Below are 22042 nucleotides of genomic sequence, written 5' to 3'. Positions count from 1 at the left end.
GAGACGTCATCCATCCACAAGGATATGGGCTGCGAGATCCTCTGCCGTCAGGCCATGTCCGGCGCTGATCGCGGCCTGACCGTGCTGGTAAACACCCGCACAGGCCGCCTCGAAGGCCGGCATGCCGTTTGCGAGCCTTGCGCCGATAATGCCGGCCAGCACATCGCCGGATCCGGCCGTGGCGAGGGTCGCGGGGGCGTTTTCCTCGATGGCGGCTCGTCCGTCCGGAGACGCGATCACTGTGTCGCCCCCCTTGTAGACGACGATGCCGCCCAGGGCTTTCGCGGCGGACAGAGCCTTTCCGACCTTGCCCAAACCTTGATCGGCGGCGATATCAGGAAAAAGGCGGAGGAATTCCCCTTCGTGCGGCGTCACAACCAGACGGGGGGCATGAGCCTCGAAAAGCCCTCTCAACTGGTCGGCACTCGCCTTGAAGGCCGAGATCCCGTCAGCATCCAGAACCAGCCTGCGGCCCACCTCTGCGACCATCACGGCAAAACGGCGCGCCCGATCGAGATCCCCGAAACCGGGGCCGAGCACGAAAGTGCTACGGCGAGCATCCGACAGCCATGCAGAGAGGTCGCTCGCCGTATCGATGCGGGCCAGCATGACGGCCGTGACATGGGCGGCGTTGATGGCGAGTGCGTCTGCCGGCGAGGCGAGCGTCACAATCCCGGCGCCGGCCTTGAGCGCGGCGTCAGCCGACAGGCGGGCTGCCCCGGTTGCAGCGTACGGACCCGAAAACACGGTCACGTGCCCGCGGCGGTATTTGTGATCTTGTGCTGATAAGGCGCGGGCGTGGCCGTTCCAGATGCCGGGACCATTGATCCAGAGCGCTCGCGCCTCTGCCTCGACGATCCGGCGGGGAATGCCGATGTCGAAGACCTCGAGCGCGCCGCAATGCAAGCGCCCGGGGAGGAGGATGTGCCCGGGCTTGCGGGTCATGAAAGTCACAGTGCTGACCGCCTCGAAGGCATCCCCTCGGATCTCGCCCGTTGCCCCGTCGATGCCGCTGGGGAGATCAACGGCGATCACCGGCAAGCCTGCGTCGCGAACTGTGCGGATCAAGACCCTGGCCGCTTCCGGCAGGTCACGCGTCAGACCCGCACCGAAAAGCGCATCAATAACCACATCGCCTTTGAGTGGCGCGAAGCGATCAAGCGACAGAACCGGAAGACCACACAGAGATTGCGCCCGGGCAGCATCACCCTTGAGCGCCGAGCTCTCGGCCAGACCATGAAGAAGAACGGTCGCGCCGGCGCGAGACAAGGCAGAGGCGGTCACGTAGCCATCGCCGCCATTGTTGCCCGGTCCGCAAAGGACGAGGAAACGCAGCGCCCCCGGGAAGCGGCGCAGCGCAGCGGCGGCCACCGCCTCCCCTGCCCGCAACATCAACCCAAAGCTGTCCAAACCCGAACGGGCGGCGGCCACGTCGACACGCGCCATGGAATCAGGTGTCAAAAGGATCTCGGGCGTAGGAGTTGGACTGAGGCTGGGGCTGCGGCTATGGCTGGTCATGGGCCGAGGTTAGAGCACATTCCACCCATTGCGCAACGCTGCACTATTTTAGGCACGTCACTGTGCCAACTTTTCGTGCATTTGCCTCTTTTTAGATCTTTTACATTCGAAATTGCGCAAGGAGGACAGCGGTTTAGCATGCCGGCGGCTCCTGAAAAAAGATTGGCGAAAATCGATATTTTGATCGAAACGGGCTGGCTTTTCCGGGCATTTTGCTGGAGATTTGCCTTGTCGGACGGAGGAGGAGGCAGATTTCGCGCAATTTTCGCGAAAAACTGGCACATTCCCTGCATCCAGCCCGGCGGGCGGGGCTCATCCTGCTTTACTGAGGAAGCGGAGAGAAATTTTCTCATGAAAAAGATCGAAGCGATCATCAAGCCTTTCAAGCTCGACGAAGTGAAGGAAGCCCTTCAGGAAGTCGGCCTGCAAGGTATCACCGTGACGGAAGCCAAGGGCTTCGGTCGCCAGAAGGGCCATACAGAGCTCTATCGTGGCGCCGAATATGTCGTGGACTTCCTGCCGAAGGTGAAGGTCGAAGTTGTACTGGCAGACGAGAACGTGGAGGCCGTGATCGACGCCATCCGCAACGCTGCCCAGACGGGCCGTATCGGGGACGGAAAAATCTTCGTTTCGAACGTCGAAGAAGTCGTCCGAATCCGAACCGGCGAAACCGGTATCGACGCTATCTAATCGGAGCCCGACACCTAGGGAGGTCGGGTTTACATCGTCAGCTCACGCGAGGAACATAACAATATGACGACCGCAAACGATATCCTGAAACAGATCAAGGACAACGACATCAAGTTCGTCGACCTGCGCTTCACCGATCCCAAGGGTAAGCTGCAGCATGTGACGATGGACATTGCCTGTGTTGACGAAGACATGTTCGCCGATGGCGTCATGTTCGACGGCTCCTCGATTGCCGGCTGGAAGGCCATCAACGAGTCCGACATGGTGCTGATGCCGGATCCGGCAACCGTCCACATGGACCCTTTCTTCGCCCAGTCGACGATGGTCATCCTTTGCGACATTCTCGATCCGGTTTCGGGCGAAGCCTATAACCGCGATCCGCGCGGCACTGCCAAGAAGGCCGAAGCCTATCTCAAGGCATCGGGCATCGGCGACACCATTTTCGTTGGTCCGGAAGCCGAATTCTTCGTCTTCGACGACGTGAAGTACAAGGCCGACCCCTACAACACGGGCTTCAAGCTGGATTCGACCGAACTGCCGTCGAACGACGACACCGACTACGAGACCGGCAACCTCGGCCACCGTCCGCGCGTCAAGGGCGGTTACTTCCCGGTTCCGCCGATCGATAGCCTGCAGGACATGCGCTCCGAAATGCTGACGGTTCTCGGCGAAATGGGCGTGGTCGTTGAAAAGCACCACCACGAAGTGGCAGCGGCCCAGCACGAGCTTGGCATCAAGTTCGACGCGCTGGTGCGCAATGCCGACAAGATGCAGATCTACAAGTATGTCGTGCATCAGGTCGCCAATGCCTATGGGAAGACCGCGACCTTCATGCCGAAGCCGATCTTCGGCGACAACGGCTCGGGCATGCATGTGCATATGTCGATCTGGAAGGACGGCAAGCCGACCTTCGCTGGCGACGAATATGCAGGTCTCTCGGAAAGCTGCCTGTTCTTCATCGGCGGCATCATCAAGCATGCCAAGTCGATCAACGCCTTCTCCAACCCGTCGACCAACTCCTACAAGCGTCTGGTCCCGGGTTATGAAGCACCGGTTCTGCTCGCCTACTCGGCCCGCAACCGTTCGGCGTCGTGCCGCATTCCTTTCGGCTCCAACCCGAAGGCCAAGCGCGTCGAAGTCCGCTTCCCGGATCCTACCGCGAACCCCTACCTCGCTTTCGCTGCCATGCTGATGGCCGGTCTCGACGGCATCAAGAACAAGATCCATCCTGGCAAGGCCATGGACAAGGATCTCTACGATCTGCCGCCGAAGGAACTGAAGAAGATCCCGACGGTCTGCGGCAGCTTGCGCGAAGCGCTCGAAAACCTGGACAAGGATCGCAAGTATCTGACCGCCGGCGGCGTCTTCGATGACGACCAGATCGATTCGTTCATCGAACTGAAGATGCAGGAAGTCATGCGCTTCGAAATGACCCCGCATCCGGTCGAATTCGACATGTACTACTCGGCCTGAGCTAGAGACATTACACTGAGATCAGAACAAGCAGCGCTTTGGCGCTGCTTGTTTTGTTTGGACACGAAGCGTGATGAAAGGCTGCCCTGGGAGACAACCTGGCCACTCATGGGCCAATGCCCGGATGAGCGGGCGACGCGTGAACACTAGTTTTTCATGTGCTTGCGCAGAAGATCCAGATATTCCTGGTTTGCGCTGTCCTCGACCTTCGGGGGAAGGCACTGCAATTGATAGGTCGGCTCAAGCCCCCTGCGGACGCAGTCGCCGACAGTCCATCCCTGGGGAATTTCCGTCAGGTCGATTTCCTTCCACTTGGGATGCCCGGTTCGCCGCAGCTCATCGATGTTATCCACGATCAGCTTGGTGAAGTCCGACACTACCTTGCACGAGTTCTGGTAGTAGGCGCTGTTCTTTGACCCATATTCATAGGTCATGATGACAGTCTTCACGGCAATCGTATCCACCGCCGTCGGCTGAAACGTGTAGAGCCCTGCCCTGAGCGTCGTCGGTTTGTAGCTCGCCTTCAGAACGCTCTCGGTAATCGGCACGATATGAAAGCGTTCATCGAGGCGACCATCGGTAAAGGCCTCCACCGGGGCGCCTGCAACGCGAAACAAGGCGTCGATCTCGCCCTGCAGCAGGAGCTCGATCATGTCGTCGTTCGAGCCCTTGACCAGCTCGCTCGGTTTGACCTTGAGAATATCGAATATCAGCTGGCCGGTCAGATTTGCCGCACTGTCTTCCGGCCCGACCCCCACACGGAGCCCCGCGAGATCCGATAGAGAATTTATACCTGAGCGGGCCACGACCTGCACTTCGGCGTCGTAGAGCGGCAACATGATGCGCATGCCCTGGACCGCCGAGCGAACGTCCGCATCTTGGCTCTTGTAGGAGTTCATGTAATTCAAGACGTCGGCGGCCACGATGCCGAACTGCGTGTTGGGGCGGTTGCGGACGCCGAAGAAGTTTTCCAGAGAGCCACCGGATTCCACCAGGTTCAAATCGAGGCCGCATTTCTTGCCCAGGGTGGCAATGTCCTGCGCGAAGGGCCAATGGGTCCCGCCAGGCCTGCTCGCCATGATGTTGCGTTCTGCTTGTTGCGCCTCAACGGAGCTCGGCAGGAGGCCGGCACACATGGTCATGGTTAGCACGGAAAGGCTCGATAATTTCACAGGGCAATCCTCCCAGTCACGACGATTATGGCTTCAGATGCTGCTTCAATAGATCAAGTTACTGTTTGCTGTTCTGCTGGTCTCACGGTGCATTCTCGCGTCACCGCAGGGTATGCTGAACGCAAACACACCCTGGAAAACGCGACAGAGATAAACACAGGAACCCGGCCGGCCCCGGTTCAACACGCATGTGTTCAGATAAAATTGCAGCTGATCCAGACTGTACTGACAGAAGCCGTCTCAGCGGCCATGTGCCGCCAGACAGTCACCTGCTTTGGATCAGCATTCACTATCAAGCTTGCGAATAAGGTCGCGCAACGGGACGACCGGAACACGGCTATTGAAGGCTTCGAACAAGCTGTCAGAGACGCACTCGCCCCGCACAAGGCTCGCCTCCAGGTCTCGTCGCTGAGGCGCAGACAACACATCAAGGCCCGCCGCACTGGACATGGCGTCGGAGACCGCGAGCGACGAGCGCGGTGACAACGCACCGCTGGTGCTGGCTGAAAGATCCGGCGCTTGATCCGTGACCGCAGCCATCACCTCCGCCGAAGGGGCTGGCTTAGACGCATCCGGGACACTGACATCCGAGATTGGCTGAACACTTCCTGGGGGCGGCGCTGATCCGGATCCATTGCCCGACGGCGCCGAAGAGGGATCTGGCTGCAACACCGGCACCAGAGGACTGACCGCATCTACCGGCGCATCAGTCGCGGCGGAGGCGCTGACGGTCATCACGCGCGCAGCACCGGCCTCGGTCGCAGCCTTCTCCGCCAGAGCCGAAGCCATTTTCTGCTCCGCCTCCACCTTCTCGCGTGTTACGGAGATGACCTGGGACTGCAACGTTTCGAGTTGCTGGCGTAAGCTGACAATATCCGCACGCGCCGTCTCGACCGTGGCGGCACAGCGCTTCTGCTCATCGACCGTCCACAACTGGCCGTCAAGCCCGCCGCCAGACTGCGCAAGGGCCTCTTCCGCGCTGCTTTGAGGCATGTTCATGAAACTGGTGATGGCAGCGCCAGCAATGAATGCAACAGGCACCGCCAGCCCGAGCGCCAGGGGCAGGATGCTAAACTTGCGGTGATGGCTCTGGGCCGTCTCAGGGTCTTCTTCCCAACGAGTACGCAACTGCTTCACCCCTTGTTGTTTGCAGTGTCCTTAGCGAAGTACTCTGCGCACCACCGACCTGCAGGCGCCAAACCAAAAGGATACTCTAATTTAGTTCAAATCAACGAAATACTGTTCTGGATTGCAAATTTGAATTTTGCCATTTTTATGATCGTGTTGGTGTATGAATCGTTAAAGTTCTACTATAAAACATATGTTCACTGCCTCAGGCTGTGACGAATGGCACATGGACTAAGCTGGACACTTGCTAGATCCGAAGTGTGTTTCGATTTATTATAACGTTCTTATTTTCATCTTTGCCGCCCCGATCATCCAGTCTCTTGGCCATCACACGCTGGCGGAGAGATCCGCCGGCGTTTTTTTCGTTCCCAGGTGTCCCGTTTGGCGGAAATGGTGCTTTCAAGCGGCGCGGTGGCACGCTAGCACTGGTGCTAGCGTTCACTCCGCCATCAGCGATGCCCATGCCAGCTTCTCACCCGACATCCGGCCCCCGACTCTATGACTGGCTGCTGTTTCTCTTGGCGCCACTGTTTTTTTCGTCCAACCTGATTTTTGGCCGGGGCATTACAGGCGAGGTTGGGCCGTTCACCACCGCGCTTCTGCGTTGGGTCGGTGCTGCCATTCTCATGTCGCCGTTCATCTGGCAGGAGCGGCAGGCCTGCCTGAATTTCGTCCGCAATCACACCGCACTCTGGCTGACCCTCGGCATCCTCGGGATGGGCATCTGCGGCGGTGTGGTCTATTGGGCGCTGACGCTGACGACCGCATCCAATGCGACGCTGATCTACACCACATCGTCGCTCTTCATCATCCTGTTCCAGTGGCTTTTCCAGAAGCGGGCCATCACGCGCCTCGAACTCGCGGGCATGATCATTGCTTTTGCCGGCGTCGTCGCGATCGTCCTGAAGGGACATCCCGAGGCGCTGCTGGAGCTCACTTTCAATAGAGGTGACCTTGCGATCCTGGTGGCGGCCATCGCCTTTGCCGCCTATTCCCTGTTGCTGCGACGTCCTTCGGTGCGCGAGATGCCGCCGCTTGCGCTGTTTGCCCTTCTCGCGCTGTCCGGCGCGATCGTCCTCATCCCGCCGGGATTGATGGAGATGGCATCGGGAGGCCCCCTGCCCGACACCGCGATGGAATTCGCCAAGCTCGCCGGGATCATCCTCTTCGCCTCACTCGCAGCCTTCTACTGCTTCCAGCACGCGGTGCAGGTCTTTGGGCCCGGGATCGCCGGAATGACCCTCTACCTGATGCCGCCGATGTCGATCGTCATGGCTGTCGTCTTTCTCGGTGAGCATTTCGAGTCGTACCACGCCGTCGGCATCGTGCTCGTAACAGGTGGCCTGATTCTCGCAACCGCCCCGGGCCGCAAGCCGGCCTAGGTGTGGCATCCGGCCGCGCGATCACACACCATCCCTTGATTTTAACGGGGTTTCTTCCCAAATATGTCAGGGAAAGGAAGTCAAGCCATGAAACAACGAAGCGCTAAATTTGGTATCGGGGACGTCGTACGGCACAAGGTCTTTCCGTTCCGTGGCGTCATCTTCGATGTTGACCCGGAATTTGCGAATTCCGAGGAGTGGTGGAATTCGATCCCGGCCGAAGTGCGCCCGCACAAAGACCAGCCCTTCTACCATCTGCTCGCGGAAAATTCCGAGACGGAATATGTGGCCTATGTCTCCGAGCAGAACCTGGAACGCGACCAGAGCAAGGAGCCACTGCGCAATCCGCAGATCCAGCAGATCTTTGAGATGGAGCAGGTCGGGCGCTACAAGCCGAAGATGAACTTCGCCCACTGAAAGATAGGCCGAACCCGAACGCACAGAAGCCCGCGTCTGATGACGCGGGCTTCTTGCATTTCAATCCTGTAAAGCGGATCAGTTGCCCTGCTTGGCAGCGTTCTGGGCGTCGGTGATCGCCTTGTTGCGCTCTTCCTGCTTCTTCTGCATGGCTTCCTGCAGCAGGCGCTGGCGCTCTTCAGCCTGCGACTGCGACATCGCTTCGCCGTCAAACGCCCCAGTGAAGCCGCTCAGCGGGATCTTGATCGGGTTCGGCGCGCGGCGGAAGTTGATCGAGGTGAACACAACCTCGCCACCCTTCTTCAGGCTGTCGATGATCGCATCCGTCAGCGGGATTTCGGCCGTGCAGCGGTCGGGAAGGCAAACGGCGTAGTCGAGCTTGGTGCCCTTGGCGCCGTCGATCTGCATCAGGACGCCTGGCGGGATGAGGCGCGCCGAGGGAACCGTGACCTGCAGCAGCTTGCGGTTGACCTTGCCTTCGACCGTGATCAGGCCAACGGCGGTGATCAGCTGGCCATTGGCCGCCACGAGCTGGTTCTGGACCACGCAGACGTCGGATTCTTCCTGCTTGGAGCAGGTCTTGAACCACTTGGACGGGGCCGCTTCCTGCGCCTGGGCGACAACCGGCATGGCGGTGGCGGCGAAGGACAGTGCGAGTGCAGACACAGCCGTCCGCGTTGCGTTGCTAAGTTTGAACATCATACGTATTCCGTCTCCTGAAAACCCCTGTCGCGCGGACTTTGGTGCCGCGTCATTCGCCGGTCTTGTCTGCCCTCACCTGTCGTTCAAATGAGGCAAATACATGACCTCGCGATCCGGCTCACCTGTTACAGTGTGGCGACCGGAATATCCAGCATTTCTTTGACACTGGATCGACTCACCCAGCCTAAATCCCACCCGCTTGTGTTGGTTTTATGGTGATTGTGCTAGCGTCCCGGCACATTCGAGATTCTATTCCGGGGAGGATCACAACCTTGCGCCGTCTGTTGTTCAGTCTTTTGCTGCTGCCTTTTGCCACCGTCGCACAGGCGCATCCCCTACACGGCATCGCCATGCATGGTGAGCCGGCGCTCTCTGCCGACTATACGCATTTCCCATACGTGATGCCGGACGTGAAAAAGGGCGGCAAGGTCAATTACGGCGTGGTCGGCACTTACGATGCGTTGAACCCATTTGTGCTCAAGGGCATGCGCACCACGGCACGCGGCGTCTGGGATCCGGAATTCGGCAATCTGCTCTATGAGCCGCTGATGACGCGCTCGGCAGACGAGCCCTTCTCGCTCTACGGCCTGCTGGCCGAAAGCGTCGAATGGGATGCGGACCGTACCTATGTGCAGTTCAACATCAATCCAAAGGCCAGATGGCATGATGGCAAACCGGTCACTCCCGAAGATGTGATGTTCACCTTCGAACTGCTGCGAGACAAGGGCCGCCCGCCCTTCAACGGCCGGCTGAATGCGGTCGCCAAGATGGAGAAGGTCGGCGATCACGGCATCAAGTTCACCTTCAACGAGAAGGCCAACAGAGAGACGCCGCTGATCTTCGCTTTGTCGACCCCGATCCTGCCGCAGCATGCGATTGATCCTGCGACCTTCGACCAGGGCGGGCTCGCCATCCCGGTCGGATCGGGTCCCTACAAGATCAAGGAGCTGAAGCCCGGCGAGAAGGTCACCTGGGCACGCGATCCCGACTATTGGGGCAAGGACATTCCCTCGAAGGTCGGCTTCGACAATTACGACGAGATCAGCGTCACCTATTTCCTGCAGGAAGCGACGCTGTTCGAAGCCTTCAAGAAGGGTGATATCGACATCTATCCCGATGGTGACGCCAATCATTGGGAGCGCGCCTATGACTTCCCGGCCGTGAAGAATGGCGATGTGGTGAAGGAGGCCTTCAAGCCGGGCCTTCCCTCCGGCATGCTGGGCTTCGTCTTCAACACCCGTCGTCCGATCTTTGCCGATGTGAAGCTGCGCGAGGCGATCAGCACCGCCTTCGATTTCGAATCGATGAACAAGACGCTCTTCGGCAATGCCTTTACCCGCACGCAGAGCTACTGGCAGAATTCCATGCTCGGCGCCTTCGGCAACGCGGCGGATGAAAAGGAACTGGCGCTTCTCGGGGCCGCCAAGGACAGGCTCTCACCGGAGATCCTGGCGGGGACCTATACCCAGTCGGCGACCGACGGCTCGGGCGGCGACCGCAAGGCACTGGCCAAGGCGGTGAAACTGTTCGGCGAGGCCGGCTACAAGATCGAGGGCGGAAAGATGGTCGATGCCTCCGGCAAACCGCTTTCCTTCGAGGTCATGAGTAAGAACGAGGGCCAGGAGAAGATGGCGATCGCCTTCCAGCGCAGCCTGAAGCTGATCGGGATCGACATGGCGATCCGGACGGTCGATGACGCCCAGTACCAGGCGCGTTCCAACAGCTTCGACTATGACATGGTCATCATGTCCTACACCTCGTCGCTCTCGCCTGGTGCCGAGCAGGTCAATCGCTGGGGTTCTGAATCCAGGGATGCCCAGGGCAGCTTCAACTATGCCGGTGTTGCCGATCCGGATATTGATCGCATGATCGAGGCGCTCTTGCAGGCCCGTGATCCCGCCGATTTCCAGGCTGCCGTCCGTGCCTATGACCGGCTTCTGGTCGCCGGTCACTATGTGGTGCCGCTCTATCATATCGGCGAGCAGTGGGTGGCGCGCTGGAAGCATATCGGTCGCCCAGAGACTGCCCCGCTCTACGGCTATCAGCGCCCGACCTGGTTCGACGCGCGGGTGCAGTAAGCCCCAAGCGTTTGACGCTGTGTTTCCGGGCTGGAGCTTGTCTCCGGCCCGCTTTGCTTTAAGGACGACCCATCACACGGCCAGAAAGGACTGTAAAATGGACCGCATCACCATCGACCTCGTATCCGACGTGGTCTGCCCCTGGTGTTATCTCGGCAAGGCGCGGCTGGAGCTTGCGATCGCCGAGGTGCAGGACGAAGTGAGCGTTGACATCAACTGGCGTCCCTACCAGCTGAACCCCGATTATCCGCCTGAAGGCGTTGACCAGCAGGTTGAACTGGCCAAGAAGCTTGGCGGCAAGGATAGCATGGACCGGGCCCATGCCCATCTGAAGGCGCTCGGTGCCGAGGTCGGAATCGCCTTCGACTTCGATGCCATCAAGGTCGGCCCGAACACGCTCGACGCCCACCGCCTGATCCACTGGGCCGGACAGGAGAGCCGCGAGGTACAGACCCGCGTCGTGGACATGCTGTTCAAGGCCAATTTCGAGCAGGGCCGCAATATCGGCGACGCTTCAGTGCTCCTCGACATCGCAACCGAAGCGGGTCTGTCCCGGCCGGTGATCGAATCGTTGCTCGCAGGGGATTCCGACGTGAGCCACGTGCTGTCGGAGGTCGAAGCGGCCAAGCAGATGGGCGTCAACGGCGTTCCCTTCTTCATCTTCGACCAGCAATATGCGGTCAGCGGCGCCCAGCCGCCGGCGGAACTGGCGAATGCGCTTCGCGAAATTGCCAAGGCGAAGGCCGAGGCCCTCCGCAATCTGAATTGACGGTTTTGACGAACACCCGTATCCCGGTGAGGCAACCTCCTCCCCGGGATCGTCATCTTGTCCGCTGACACCACCTTCAAGGGCATTCTGCTCGCCTTCATCTGCTTTGCCGCCTATTCCTTCAGCGATGCTGCCGTAAAGCTGGTTGAAGGGCGCGTGCCAGCCTTCGAGGCGGGTTTCATCGGCAGCCTGTATGGTTTCCTCGCGATCCCCTTCCTGATGAAGCGCGGCGATCGGTACACGGACCTGGTGCGCAGCACCAACTGGCCATTGTGGTGGCTGCGCTTCGTCTGCGCCACGGTCGGCACGGTTGGCAGCATCATCGCCTTTACCCGGCTGTCGATGGCAGAAGCCTTCTGCCTGATCTTCCTGTTGCCGTCCTTTGCCACGATCATGTCGGTGATCTTCCTCAAGGAGCAGGTCGGCATGAAGCGCTGGGCCGCCGTGGTCATCGGCTTCCTCGGCGTGCTAATGGTTCTGCGCCCCGGTTTCCGCGAGCTGGAAATCGGGCATCTGGCCGCCCTGATTTCGGGCTTTGCAGGCGGTGTGTCGATTGTGATCTACCGGGCAATCGGGCCGCAGGAGAAAAACATTTCCCTCTTCGGTGCCGGCCTGCTGGGCAATGTCATCCTGTGCGGGGCGCTGTCTCTGCCAGATTTTCAGATGCCTGGGGCCTATGACATGGGTCTGCTCGCCGCCTTCGGAATCCTGGCGGCGGTCGGCAATATTTTCATGATGCTTGCCTCCTTCTACGCACCGGCCGCCATCGTCGGGCCGATCCAGTACAGCCAGATGCTCTGGGCAATTCTGCTCGGTTATCTCGTCTTCGGCGACAAGGTCGATTGGCCGATGGGCATCGGGATCGCGCTGATCGTCGGGTCGGGGCTTTTGACGCTGATCCGCGAACGCAAGCGCGACACGCCGCTTCCGCCGCCGGTGGCCGGCAAGACGGACGCGGCGCTGGCGATCAAGCCGGAGGATGGCGAAGCGCGCCGGGAGAGTACCTGACTACTCGCTGTCAGGCTGCTTCGGCCTCGCCGATCACTCCACCGTTCAAGAAGATGAAACGATCGAACAGTGAGAGATCAAGCGGGTTGGGAAGACGGATATGGGTATGGCCGGGCAGGCCTCCCTGCTCCGCATCAAAGCGTCGATCGACCTGGGAGATGAAGATCATCACGAACCCATTCGCCTTCGCGTTGGCGCGCAACTGACGAACCTGATGCTCAAGATCCGGAGTTTCCCGTCGCTCGTTGAGCATCTGAAGGTAATCGATCACCGCTACAGTCCCGCGCGGCATGCCGTTCATCGAGGCGATGATGTAATCGGCATCGATGCGATCAGAATCATGAAGCTGGAATAGCCCGTCGAATTTTGACGGCGTCGCATGAAGCCGATGCATGCGCTCAAGGACTTCGCGTTCGGTATAGGCCAAGGTAAAAAACAGGCCGTGCTGACCTTTGCGCATGGCGTCTATGAGGATCTGCAGAGTAAGCAGCGTCTTGCCCTCCCCTGGTCGCGCAGCAACCAGCACCAGTTCACCAGCTTGCAAATCCCGATAGTCCATCCGGTTGGATGTTGCAGCACTGCGTCTTTCTGCAAGCAGGCTCCAACTGGGAAAACCCTGTTCGCGGGCGACCTCGTTAAGTGCTGCCGCCAGCGGAATGCCCTGCCGTCGGCTGATGAGACGTGCCTTGCGCTTCAAATAAAATAACGGAGTGAATTGCGTCATCGTGTTACCTCTGATGACGGGCAGAAATCGCAACCCCTCCTCATGCCGCGCCCGAATCTTCGGTTCGGATGTCAATCAACGCCCAGCATGAAAAATGCTTTCCCGAATGGAGGGGGGAGGCACGGGCCGTGCTCACCGCTAAATTAAACAGATTCGCCGAAAAACAGGAAGGGCCGACAGATCAGCCCTTCGCCAGTTCCGCCAGCTGCGTCATGACCACAGCCGCGCCTGCCAGCCGTTTTTCCGGCGTCGGCAGGTCGCGGGTCAGGAACACCGAGTGATCCGGCCTGATCTTCGCCATCGTGCCCTGCTTGGCGATGTAGCCAACCAGTGCTGCGGGATTGGGGAATTGCTTGCCGCGGAACTGGACGACGACGCCCTTGGGGCCGGCTTCCAGCTTCTCGACATTCGCGACCCGGCAGAGCGCCTTGATGTAGACGACCTTCAGGAGATGCTGGACCTCGACCGGCAGCGGGCCGAAGCGGTCGATCAGTTCGGCGCCGAAGCCGTCGATCTCTCTGAGATCGTCGAGTTCGCCGAGGCGGCGATAGAGCGCCATGCGCAGATGCAGATCCGGCACGTAGTTTTCCGGGATCATGACCGAGGTGCCGACCTGGATCTGCGGCGACCAGCCGGTATCGACCACTTCGTCCACACCCTTCACCTCGGCGACCGCCTCTTCCAGCATCTGCTGGTAGAGTTCGAAGCCGACTTCCTTGATGTGGCCGGACTGTTCTTCGCCGAGCAGGTTGCCGGCGCCACGGATATCCAGATCGTGGCTGGCAAGCTGGAAGCCGGCGCCGAGCGTGTCGAGCGATTGCAGGACCTTCAGGCGGCGTTCCGCACCTGCGGTCAGCACCTTGTTGACCGGCAGCGTGAGCAGCGCAAAGGCGCGGACCTTGGAGCGGCCGACACGGCCTCGGATCTGGTAGAGCTGGGCGAGACCGAACATGTCGGCGCGGTGGACGATCAGCGTGTTGGCCGTGGGAACATCGAGGCCGGATTCGACGATGGTCGTCGAGAGCAGCACGTCGTAGCGGCCTTCATAGAAGGCGTTCATGATGTCTTCGAGCTCGCTTGCGGCCATCTGGCCATGGGCGATTGCCACCTTCAGTTCCGGCACGTTCTCGTCGAGGAAGCTTTTCACATCCGCGAGATCGGCCAAGCGCGGGCAGACATAGAAGCTCTGGCCGCCACGATAATGCTCGCGCATCAGGGTCTCGCGGATAACCAAGGGATCGAAGGGCGAGATGAAGGTGCGCACCGCCATGCGGTCGACGGGTGGCGTGGTGATCAGCGAGAGTTCGCGCACGCCGGTCATGGCGAGCTGCAAGGTGCGCGGGATGGGCGTTGCCGAAAGGGTCAGGACGTGGACATCCGACTTTAGCTCCTTCAGGCGCTCCTTGTGCTTGACGCCAAAATGCTGCTCCTCGTCGATAATCAGCAGGCCCAGATTGGCGAAATTGACACCTGAGCCGAGCAGCGCATGGGTGCCGACGACGATATCCGTCTTGCCGTCTGCCACTTCCTTCTTGACGAGGTTCAGCTCCTTGGTGCCGACGAGGCGCGAGGCCTGCTGGACGCGGATCGGCAGACCCCGGAAGCGTTCGGAGAAGGTCTTGAAATGCTGGCGTGCCAAGAGCGTTGTCGGCACGACGACGGCCACCTGGATGCCGTTCATTGCGGCGATGAAGGCGGCGCGGAGCGCCACTTCCGTCTTGCCGAAACCAACGTCGCCACACACGAGCCGGTCCATGGGACGACCAGCGCCGAGATCGGAACGGACAGATTCGATCGCGGTTTCCTGATCTTCCGTCTCGTCATAGGGGAAACGGGCGGCGAATTCGTCGTAAAGGCCTTCCTGCGTCGTCAGAACGGGTGCAGAGCGGGTCATGCGTTCGGCGGCGATGCGGATCAACGCACCGGCCATATCGAGCAACCGCTTCTTAAGCTTGGCCTTGCGCATCTGCCAGGCGCCACCGCCCAGCTTGTCGAGCTGCACCTCGGTCGCCTCGCCGCCATAGCGGGAGAGCAGATCGATGTTTTCGACCGGCAGGAAGAGCTTGGCATCGTCAGCATAACGCAGCTCAAGGCAGGCATGCGGGGCACCGGCCGCCTCAATGGTGCGCAGACCGACAAAACGGCCGATGCCGTGCTCGGCATGAACGACGATCGAGCCTTCGTCGATGCCGGCGACTTCCGAAATGAAATCGGCGGCCCGCTTGCGGCGCTTGGAGCGGCGGACCATGCGGTCGCCGAGAATGTCCTGTTCGCCGATGATGACGAGATTGTTTGTCTCGAAGCCGCCTTCGAGGCTAAGGACGGCGGTGCCGGCCTCGCCCTTCTTGAGCTTGTCGACGTCTTTCAGCGCGGCGACGGGCACCAGCCGCTCCAGACCGTGTTCGTTCAGCACCTGCAGAAGGCGGTCGAGCGAGCCCTCGGACCAGCCGGACACGACAACCTTGGATCCGGCGGCGCGCTTGTCGGCGATATAGGTGACCGCCTGGCCGAAGACGTTGGCGCGGTTGCCCTCTTCACTAGCCTCGTTGGCGGCTTTTGCCCAGCGCGGCGTCGGGCGGGCATCGACCTCGATGACCAGACGGCTTTCACCGCCGGCTTCGGCAAAGGGTGTAATGCGGATCGGATCGAAGGCGTCGAGCGCCTTTCCGAATTCGCTGGCGCCGAGATAGAGCCGCTCTGGGGGCACCGGCTTGTAGGGCGTTCCCTGGGCGAGATGGCCCTTGCCGGGTGTGGCGCTGTTGAGACGTGCCTCATAGTAGTCGCGGATCAGCTTGGCGCGTTCTTCGGCTGCCTCACGTACGGTATGGTCGGTGACCATACGGAAGCCGCGTAAATAGTCGAAAGTGGTTTCCAGCTTGTCGTAAAACATCGGGAGCCAATGCTCCATGCCGGCATAGCGCCGTCCCTCGGAAACGGCGGCATAGAGCGCATCATCGCGGGTCGCTGCGCCGAACAGCGACAGATAGTTCTTGCGGAACCGGCTGATGCTCTCCGGCGTCAGCGTCACCTCGCTCATCGGGTTGAGATCAAGCGAACGGACCTGCGCGATCGTCCGCTGGCTTGCCGGATCGAAGGAGCGGATGCTTTCGAGTGTGTCACCGAAGAAATCGAGACGGACGGGCTCTTCCGCACCGGGCACGAAAACATCGAGAATGCCGCCGCGCACGGCGAATTCGCCAACCTCGCGCACGGTGGCGACACGGTCGAAACCGTTGCGCTCCAGGCGTGCGGCAATGTCGTCCATGCGCACCTGATTGCCGGGCTTGGCCGAAAAGCCGAGGCTGTCGATCACATCGGCCGGGGCCACCTTCTGCAGCATGGCATTGACCGTCACCAGCACGATCGCTGGATGCGGATTGAGATACAGCGCAATCAGGCCCGACAGTGCCGAGAGGCGGCGGGCAGAGACGTCCGCTGATGGCGAAACGCGATCGTAAGGCAGGCAGTCCCAGGCCGGCAGGCTCAAGACCGGGATATCGGGAGCGGCGAAGCTCAGCGTCTGTTCGATGTTCTGCAGCCGCTGTCCGTCGGAGACGACATAGGCGACGGGCCGGCCCTCACGTGCGAGTTCGGCGAGGATGAAGGCATCCATGCCGTCGGGCACATGGGAGAGCGTCAGGGCGGATTGTGCGCCGACAATCCGCTTCACATCGATCAGGGACATATCCGTTACTTTGCAGCGTGTTCTTCGCCCGTGACCGGCGAGAAATCCGGCCTGAGGGCGGCAATGCGTTCGAAGAGAGGTGTCTGGAGACGGGCGGGAACAGGCTCGGCGCCGGTGATGTAACGGACGAGGTCATTGTCCTCCTCGGCCATGATCACCTCGAGCTCGTCGAGTTCGGCCTCGGTCAGGCCTTCGATCTCAGCCTCGCAGAACTGGCCGAGCATAAGGTCCATTTCGCGGATACCGCGATGCCAGCAGCGGAACAGGATGCGCCGGCGGCGCGGATCGAGGTCGGCACTGCTTTTCACCAGTCCAGTCATATCGGCATCCTTCCAATTCTTGGGGCCTCTATAGAGCAGCGACCGGCAAATGTCAGCTTGCCAAAGGGGCAATTAACGAGGCATTTTGCCATCATCATGCGCCCTCACCTGCTCGATCCCCTCTTCGCCTCCGTGGCCTCGCTCAGCGGAGTGGGCCCCAAGCTCGCCCAGCTTCTCGCCACGCTGCTCGGGCGCGAGGATGCCGAGGACGCGCGGGTGGTTGACCTGCTCTTCCTCGCGCCACACAGGCTGATCGACCGACGGCATCAGCCGGGCATCGCCTATGCGAACCAGGGCTCGCTGGTGACGATTACCGGCCGCGTCGACCGACATCTGCCGCCCCCAAAGGGCAAGAGCAACCTGCCCTACCGCGTGATGCTGCATGACGAGACGGGGGAACTGGCGCTCACCTTCTTCCGCGTCAAGGGCAACTGGCTGGAAAAGGCATTGCCCGTCGACGAAGTCGTCATGGTTTCGGGCAAGGTCGACTGGTTCAACGGTCGCGCCTCGATGGTGCATCCGGACCTGATGGTGAAGGCGAGCGAGGCGGAAAACCTGCCGCTGGTCGAGCCGGTCTATCCGCTGACGGCGGGGCTCGGACCCAAGGTGCTGCGCAAGGCGGTGGAGGCTGCGGTCGAGCGCATGCCTGAAATGCCGGAATGGGCGGATGCGCCGCTCGCGACGAAACAGGGCTTTGCCAGCGTGCGCGAGAGCCTCGTGGCACTGCACAATCCGCGCGACGAGAAGGATATCGACCCGCAGGCGCCGGCGCGACGCAGGCTCGCCTATGATGAGTTTCTCGCCGGTCAGGTGTCACTTGCCTTGGTGAGGCAGAAGCTGAGACGCGTGCCGGGCACACCCATCAAGCCCACGGGCGAACTCAGCGGCAAGATCCGCGCTGCCCTGCCCTTCACACCGACCAACAGCCAGGTGGCGGCGATCGACGATATCCTCAAGGATATGGCCTCCGATCAGCGCATGCTGCGGCTGGTCCAGGGCGATGTCGGCGCGGGCAAGACGCTGGTGGCACTGTTTGCCATGGCAGCAGCCGTCGAGGCCGACGGACAGGCAGTGCTGATGGCGCCGACGGAGATCCTGGCGCGGCAGCACCATGCCACACTTGCCAAGCTCGGCGCGCCGGCCGCTCTGAAGATTGAGGTCCTGACCGGGCGCACCAAGGGCAAGGAGCGTGAAGCCATCCTGGAGCGGATCGCATCCGGCGAAGCGCAAATCGTCATCGGCACGCATGCGCTGTTCCAGGATGCCGTTGTCTACCGGAACCTCACACTCGCCGTGGTCGACGAACAGCATCGCTTCGGCGTGCACCAGCGCCTGCGCCTGACCTCCAAGGGCATCTCGCCACATATGCTGGTGATGACGGCAACGCCGATCCCGCGCACGCTGGTGCTGGCCGCCTTCGGCGACATGGATGTTTCCAAACTCACCGAGAAACCGGCGGGCCGCAAGCCGATCCAGACGGTGACCGTGCCGACAGAGCGTGTGCCCGATGTCATCGAACGGCTGAGGGCCGCGATCGCGGAGGGCAAGAAGGCCTACTGGATATGCCCGCTCGTCGAGGAGACGGAAGAAAGCGAGCTGATGTCGGCCGAGGAGCGGCAGTCGGTGCTGGCGCAGTTCATCAAGGCGCCGATCGGGCTCGTGCATGGGCGTATGGCAGGGCCGGAGAAGGATGCCGCCATGCTCGCCTTCAAGAACGGCGAGACGCGGCTGCTGGTCGCCACCACCGTTGTCGAAGTCGGCGTCGATGTGCCCGATGCGACGATCATGGTGATCGAACATGCCGAGCGTTTCGGACTTGCCCAGCTGCATCAGCTGCGCGGTCGCGTCGGGCGTGGCGATGAGGCCTCAAGCTGCATCCTGCTCTACAAGGGACCGCTCGGGGAAACGGCCAAGGCGCGGCTGTCGATCCTGCGCGATTCGGAGGATGGCTTCCTGATCGCCGAAGAGGATCTGAAGCTGCGTGGCGAAGGCGAATTGCTCGGCACCCGGCAATCGGGCACGCCGGGCTTCAAGATCGCGAGCCTGGAGCATCATGGCGATCTGCTGGAGATCGCCCGCAAGGACGCGGCCTATCTGCTGGAGCGAGATCCGGAGCTAACCTCGGAGCGAGGTCAGGCTGTCAGGACGCTGCTTTACCTGCATCGCCGCGACGAGGCGATCCGCTTCCTGCATGCGGGGTGAGTGGGGCGAGGTTCAGGAGCGGCCGGCGCGCTTGGGTGGCTCGACCGGGTCATCCGCCCCGAGAGCCTGGAAGGCCTCCATGGCGTCCGCGACCGTCGGCTTGTAGTCCGGCGTCACCAGGCCCGCCGAGATCAGCAGCTTCACGCCCTCTTCCGGGCTCATATCGAGCAGCATCAGCTTGCTGCGCGGCACGAACATCAGGAAGCCGGCGGTAGGCACAGGCGTCGGCGCGAGGAATACGGCGACCATTGCCTCGCCGTCCTGGTTGAGCCTCGCTGCAATCTCGCCCTTGGCATCCGTCGAGATGAAGACCAGTGCCCAGGTTCCGGCGCGGGGGAACTCGATCAGGCCGACTTTCTTGAAGGAATTGCCCTGCTCCTTCAGCACCGTCTCGAAGATCTGCTTGGTGCTCTTGTAGACGGTCCGGACCAGCGGCATCCGGTTCAGGATGTTTTCGCTGTAGGAGACGATCGAGCGGCCGATGAGATTGCGCCCGAGGAAACCGACAAGCGTGATGAAGACAACGGCGATCAGCAGACCTGTGCCGGGCACGGCGAATTTCAGATAGGCTTCGGGATTGTATCGATCCGGAAGGTAAGGCTTTACCCAACTGTCGGCCCAGCGAATGAAGGTCCAGGTCAGATAGATGGTGATCGCCATCGGCGCACAGATGATCAGGCCCGTGAGGAAGTTGTTCCTGAGCCGGGTGGCCATCGAAATTCTGTCAGAACCTTCGGTCATGCCCACCGTCATTGTGCAGTGCCGTAACGCTGCGGACAATGCCGGAGCGGCACCGACGGCGCAAGAGCAAGAATTGGGGCGGTCGCCCGCCCCGAACCTTGATCACTCCACCGTGACAGATTTCGCGAGGTTGCGCGGCTGGTCGACGTCGGTGCCCATGAAGACGGCCGTGTGATAGGCGAGCAGCTGAATCGGGATCGAATAGATCATCGGCGAGACGATCTCGGCGACCACGGGCAGAACGATGGTGGCCATGGTCGGGAGCTTGGAGGCGGCTGCCCCCTTGTCGTCGGTGATGAAGATGATCTTGCCGCCGCGGGCGGCCACTTCCTGCATGTTCGACACGGTCTTCTCGAAGAAGCGGTCGAAGGGGGCAATGACGATGACGGGCATGTTTTCGTCGATCAGGGCAATCGGGCCATGCTTCAGCTCGCCGGCGGCATAACCTTCGGCGTGGATATAGGAGATTTCCTTGAGCTTCAGCGCGCCTTCGAGCGCCAGCGGATAGCTGGTGCCACGGCCGAGATAGAGCACGTCCTTGAACTTGGAGAGATCGCGCGACAGGGCCTCGATCTGCGGCTGCACTGCGTTCAGGACCTGGCTCATGATGCGCGGCATCTCGGCGAGGCTCTTCACGAGTTGCTTCTGTTCCGTCTCGTCAAGCGTGCCGCGGGCGCGACCGGCAGCGACCGCGAGTGAGGCGAGGACGGTCAGCTGGCAAGTGAAGGCCTTTGTCGAGGCCACACCGATTTCCGGGCCGGCGAGGATGGGGAAAACGGCGTCCGATTCGCGGGCAATCGTCGATTCCCTGACGTTCACCACCGCGCCGATTTTCAGCCCATTGTCGCGGCAGTAGCGCAGCGAGGCGAGCGTGTCGGCTGTTTCACCGGACTGCGAGATGAAGAGCGCTGCCTGATCCTTCGACAGCGGCATTTCGCGATAGCGGAATTCCGAGGCGACATCGATCTCGACCGGCAGGCGGGCATAGCGCTCGAACCAGTATTTGCCGACGAGGCCAGCCAGATAGGCGGTGCCGCAGGCGGAGATGGCGAGGCCACGGAGGTTGGCGAAATCGATCTCGTTTGCCGCGTCCCGAACAGTATGATTGGCGAAGTCGACATAATGCGACAGCGCGTGTGAGATCACTTCCGGCTGTTCGTAGATCTCCTTTTCCATAAAGTGGCGATGGTTGCCCTTGTCGATCATGTAGGCGCTGGCCGAGGAGATCTGCACCGGGCGATCGACCGGATTGCCGTCGATGTCGAAGATATGGGCGCCCTGCTTGCCGATGACAGCCCAGTCGCCATCATGGAGATAGGCGATGCGGTTGGTGAAGGGCGACAGCGCAATCGCGTCCGAGCCCAAGAACATCTCGCCATCGCCGAAGCCGATCGCGAGCGGCGGGCCGGAGCGGGCCGCCATGATGGTCGAGGGATCGTCGCTGAAGATGACGGCGAGCGCATAGGCGCCGGTCACATGGCGCAGCATCTCGTGCATTGCCTCGCGACGACCGAGGCCCTGGCGGCGATACTTGGCCAAGAGCTGGGCTACGACTTCGGTGTCGGTCTGGGTGGTGAAGACGGCGCCTTCGGCAGCGAGCTCTTCCTTGATCTCCGAGAAATTCTCGATGATGCCGTTGTGGACGACGGCAACGCCATCGACGAAATGCGGATGCGCATTGGTCTCGTTCGGCACGCCATGCGTTGCCCAGCGTGTGTGGGCAATCCCGATATTGCCGGGCAGCGGATCACCGGCGAGCTTGGTCTCGAGATTGAAGAGCTTGCCTTCGGCGCGGCGGCGGTCGAGTTTGCCGTCGTTGATGGTGGCGACACCGGCGGAATCATAGCCGCGGTATTCGAGCCGCTTCAAGGCGTCGACGAGACGCTCCGCCACGGGCTTGTTACCGACAATGCCGACGATGCCGCACATGAAATTCTCCGTTTCGTATCAACCACGCGGACTGTTCCTAGCGGTTCCGCCGCAATAGGCAATTGTGCGTGAGGTCAAATTGCGTTTCGTCTCGTAATGCAACG

General features: G+C 61.1%; 17 protein-coding genes. 8 read left to right on the top strand and 9 right to left on the bottom strand.

Features of this window, described 5'->3' with window-relative positions:
- Positions 1-6 precede the first annotated feature (6 nt).
- On the bottom strand, positions 7-1518 hold the full coding sequence (locus J2045_RS20250) for an NAD(P)H-hydrate dehydratase (RefSeq protein WP_307376392.1): 1512 nt from the start codon (positions 1516-1518) through the stop codon (positions 7-9).
- A 351-nt stretch (positions 1519-1869) separates the two neighbouring features.
- On the opposite strand from J2045_RS20250, the gene J2045_RS20245 reads away from it, so the two are divergent.
- Together J2045_RS20245 and glnA are read left to right on the top strand one after the other, a co-directional pair.
- Entirely contained in the window at positions 1870-2208 is a 339-nt protein-coding gene (locus tag J2045_RS20245) for a P-II family nitrogen regulator (protein WP_006727717.1), read from the top strand.
- A 63-nt stretch (positions 2209-2271) separates the two neighbouring features.
- Positions 2272-3681 carry a type I glutamate--ammonia ligase gene (glnA, locus tag J2045_RS20240; RefSeq protein ID WP_166599258.1) on the top strand — a complete coding sequence of 470 codons (1410 nt, stop codon included), beginning with the start codon at positions 2272-2274 and terminating at the stop codon, positions 3679-3681.
- A 146-nt stretch (positions 3682-3827) separates the two neighbouring features.
- Here the strand turns inward: glnA and J2045_RS20235 are convergent, their stop codons facing one another.
- Together J2045_RS20235 and J2045_RS20230 are read right to left on the bottom strand one after the other, a co-directional pair.
- Positions 3828-4853, bottom strand: coding sequence for a TAXI family TRAP transporter solute-binding subunit (locus tag J2045_RS20235; protein ID WP_307376389.1), 1026 nt, complete (start codon positions 4851-4853; stop codon positions 3828-3830).
- A 279-nt stretch (positions 4854-5132) separates the two neighbouring features.
- Positions 5133-5990 (bottom strand): hypothetical protein, encoded by an 858-nt coding sequence (locus tag J2045_RS20230; RefSeq protein ID WP_307376386.1) that lies wholly within the window; start codon positions 5988-5990, stop codon positions 5133-5135.
- Between the two features lie 452 nt (positions 5991-6442).
- Between J2045_RS20230 and J2045_RS20225 the strand changes: the two genes are divergently transcribed.
- Positions 6443-7363: a DMT family transporter gene (locus J2045_RS20225; protein ID WP_307376383.1), complete on the top strand. Its 921-nt coding sequence runs from the start codon at positions 6443-6445 to the stop codon at positions 7361-7363.
- A gap of 87 nt (positions 7364-7450) precedes the next feature.
- Positions 7451-7780 carry a heat shock protein HspQ gene (gene hspQ / locus J2045_RS20220; protein WP_307376381.1) on the top strand — a complete coding sequence of 110 codons (330 nt, stop codon included), beginning with the start codon at positions 7451-7453 and terminating at the stop codon, positions 7778-7780.
- Positions 7781-7858: 78 nt separating this feature from the next.
- Here hspQ and J2045_RS20215 read toward each other — a convergent pair whose 3' ends face one another.
- Positions 7859-8482, bottom strand: a complete 624-nt coding sequence (locus J2045_RS20215) for an invasion associated locus B family protein (RefSeq protein ID WP_307376379.1) — start codon at positions 8480-8482, stop codon at positions 7859-7861.
- A gap of 263 nt (positions 8483-8745) precedes the next feature.
- Between J2045_RS20215 and J2045_RS20210 the strand changes: the two genes are divergently transcribed.
- From J2045_RS20210 to J2045_RS20200, 3 genes are all read left to right on the top strand, one after another.
- Positions 8746-10560: an extracellular solute-binding protein gene (locus J2045_RS20210; protein ID WP_370873181.1), complete on the top strand. Its 1815-nt coding sequence runs from the start codon at positions 8746-8748 to the stop codon at positions 10558-10560.
- A 97-nt stretch (positions 10561-10657) separates the two neighbouring features.
- Entirely contained in the window at positions 10658-11329 is a 672-nt protein-coding gene (locus J2045_RS20205; RefSeq protein ID WP_307376375.1) for a DsbA family oxidoreductase, read from the top strand.
- A gap of 57 nt (positions 11330-11386) precedes the next feature.
- Positions 11387-12337, top strand: a complete 951-nt coding sequence (locus J2045_RS20200; RefSeq protein WP_307376373.1) for a DMT family transporter — start codon at positions 11387-11389, stop codon at positions 12335-12337.
- A gap of 10 nt (positions 12338-12347) precedes the next feature.
- Here J2045_RS20200 and J2045_RS20195 read toward each other — a convergent pair whose 3' ends face one another.
- From J2045_RS20195 to J2045_RS20185, 3 genes are all read right to left on the bottom strand, one after another.
- On the bottom strand, positions 12348-13061 hold the full coding sequence (locus tag J2045_RS20195) for a DNA helicase (protein WP_307376371.1): 714 nt from the start codon (positions 13059-13061) through the stop codon (positions 12348-12350).
- Between the two features lie 181 nt (positions 13062-13242).
- Positions 13243-16746: a transcription-repair coupling factor gene (gene mfd, locus J2045_RS20190; protein WP_307376369.1), complete on the bottom strand. Its 3504-nt coding sequence runs from the start codon at positions 16744-16746 to the stop codon at positions 13243-13245.
- A gap of 5 nt (positions 16747-16751) precedes the next feature.
- Complete coding sequence (locus J2045_RS20185) at positions 16752-17066, bottom strand: FAD assembly factor SdhE (protein WP_166599247.1); 315 nt, start codon at positions 17064-17066, stop codon at positions 16752-16754.
- Positions 17067-17162: 96 nt separating this feature from the next.
- Here J2045_RS20185 and recG point away from each other — a divergent pair, with 96 nt between their 5' ends.
- Positions 17163-19268 (top strand): ATP-dependent DNA helicase RecG, encoded by a 2106-nt coding sequence (gene recG / locus J2045_RS20180; RefSeq protein ID WP_307376367.1) that lies wholly within the window; start codon positions 17163-17165, stop codon positions 19266-19268.
- 12 nt (positions 19269-19280) lie between these two features.
- On the opposite strand, the gene J2045_RS20175 is transcribed toward recG, so the two are convergent.
- Positions 19281-20009: a DUF502 domain-containing protein gene (locus J2045_RS20175; protein WP_307376365.1), complete on the bottom strand. Its 729-nt coding sequence runs from the start codon at positions 20007-20009 to the stop codon at positions 19281-19283.
- Between the two features lie 102 nt (positions 20010-20111).
- Complete coding sequence (gene glmS, locus J2045_RS20170; RefSeq protein WP_307376363.1) at positions 20112-21938, bottom strand: glutamine--fructose-6-phosphate transaminase (isomerizing); 1827 nt, start codon at positions 21936-21938, stop codon at positions 20112-20114.
- Between the last annotated feature and the right edge of the window lie 104 nt (positions 21939-22042).

The organism is Peteryoungia aggregata LMG 23059 (genome assembly GCF_030814435.1).
Taxonomy (GTDB): Bacteria; Pseudomonadota; Alphaproteobacteria; order Rhizobiales; family Rhizobiaceae; genus Allorhizobium; species Allorhizobium aggregatum.
This window is presented reverse-complemented; position numbering and strand designations above follow the sequence as displayed.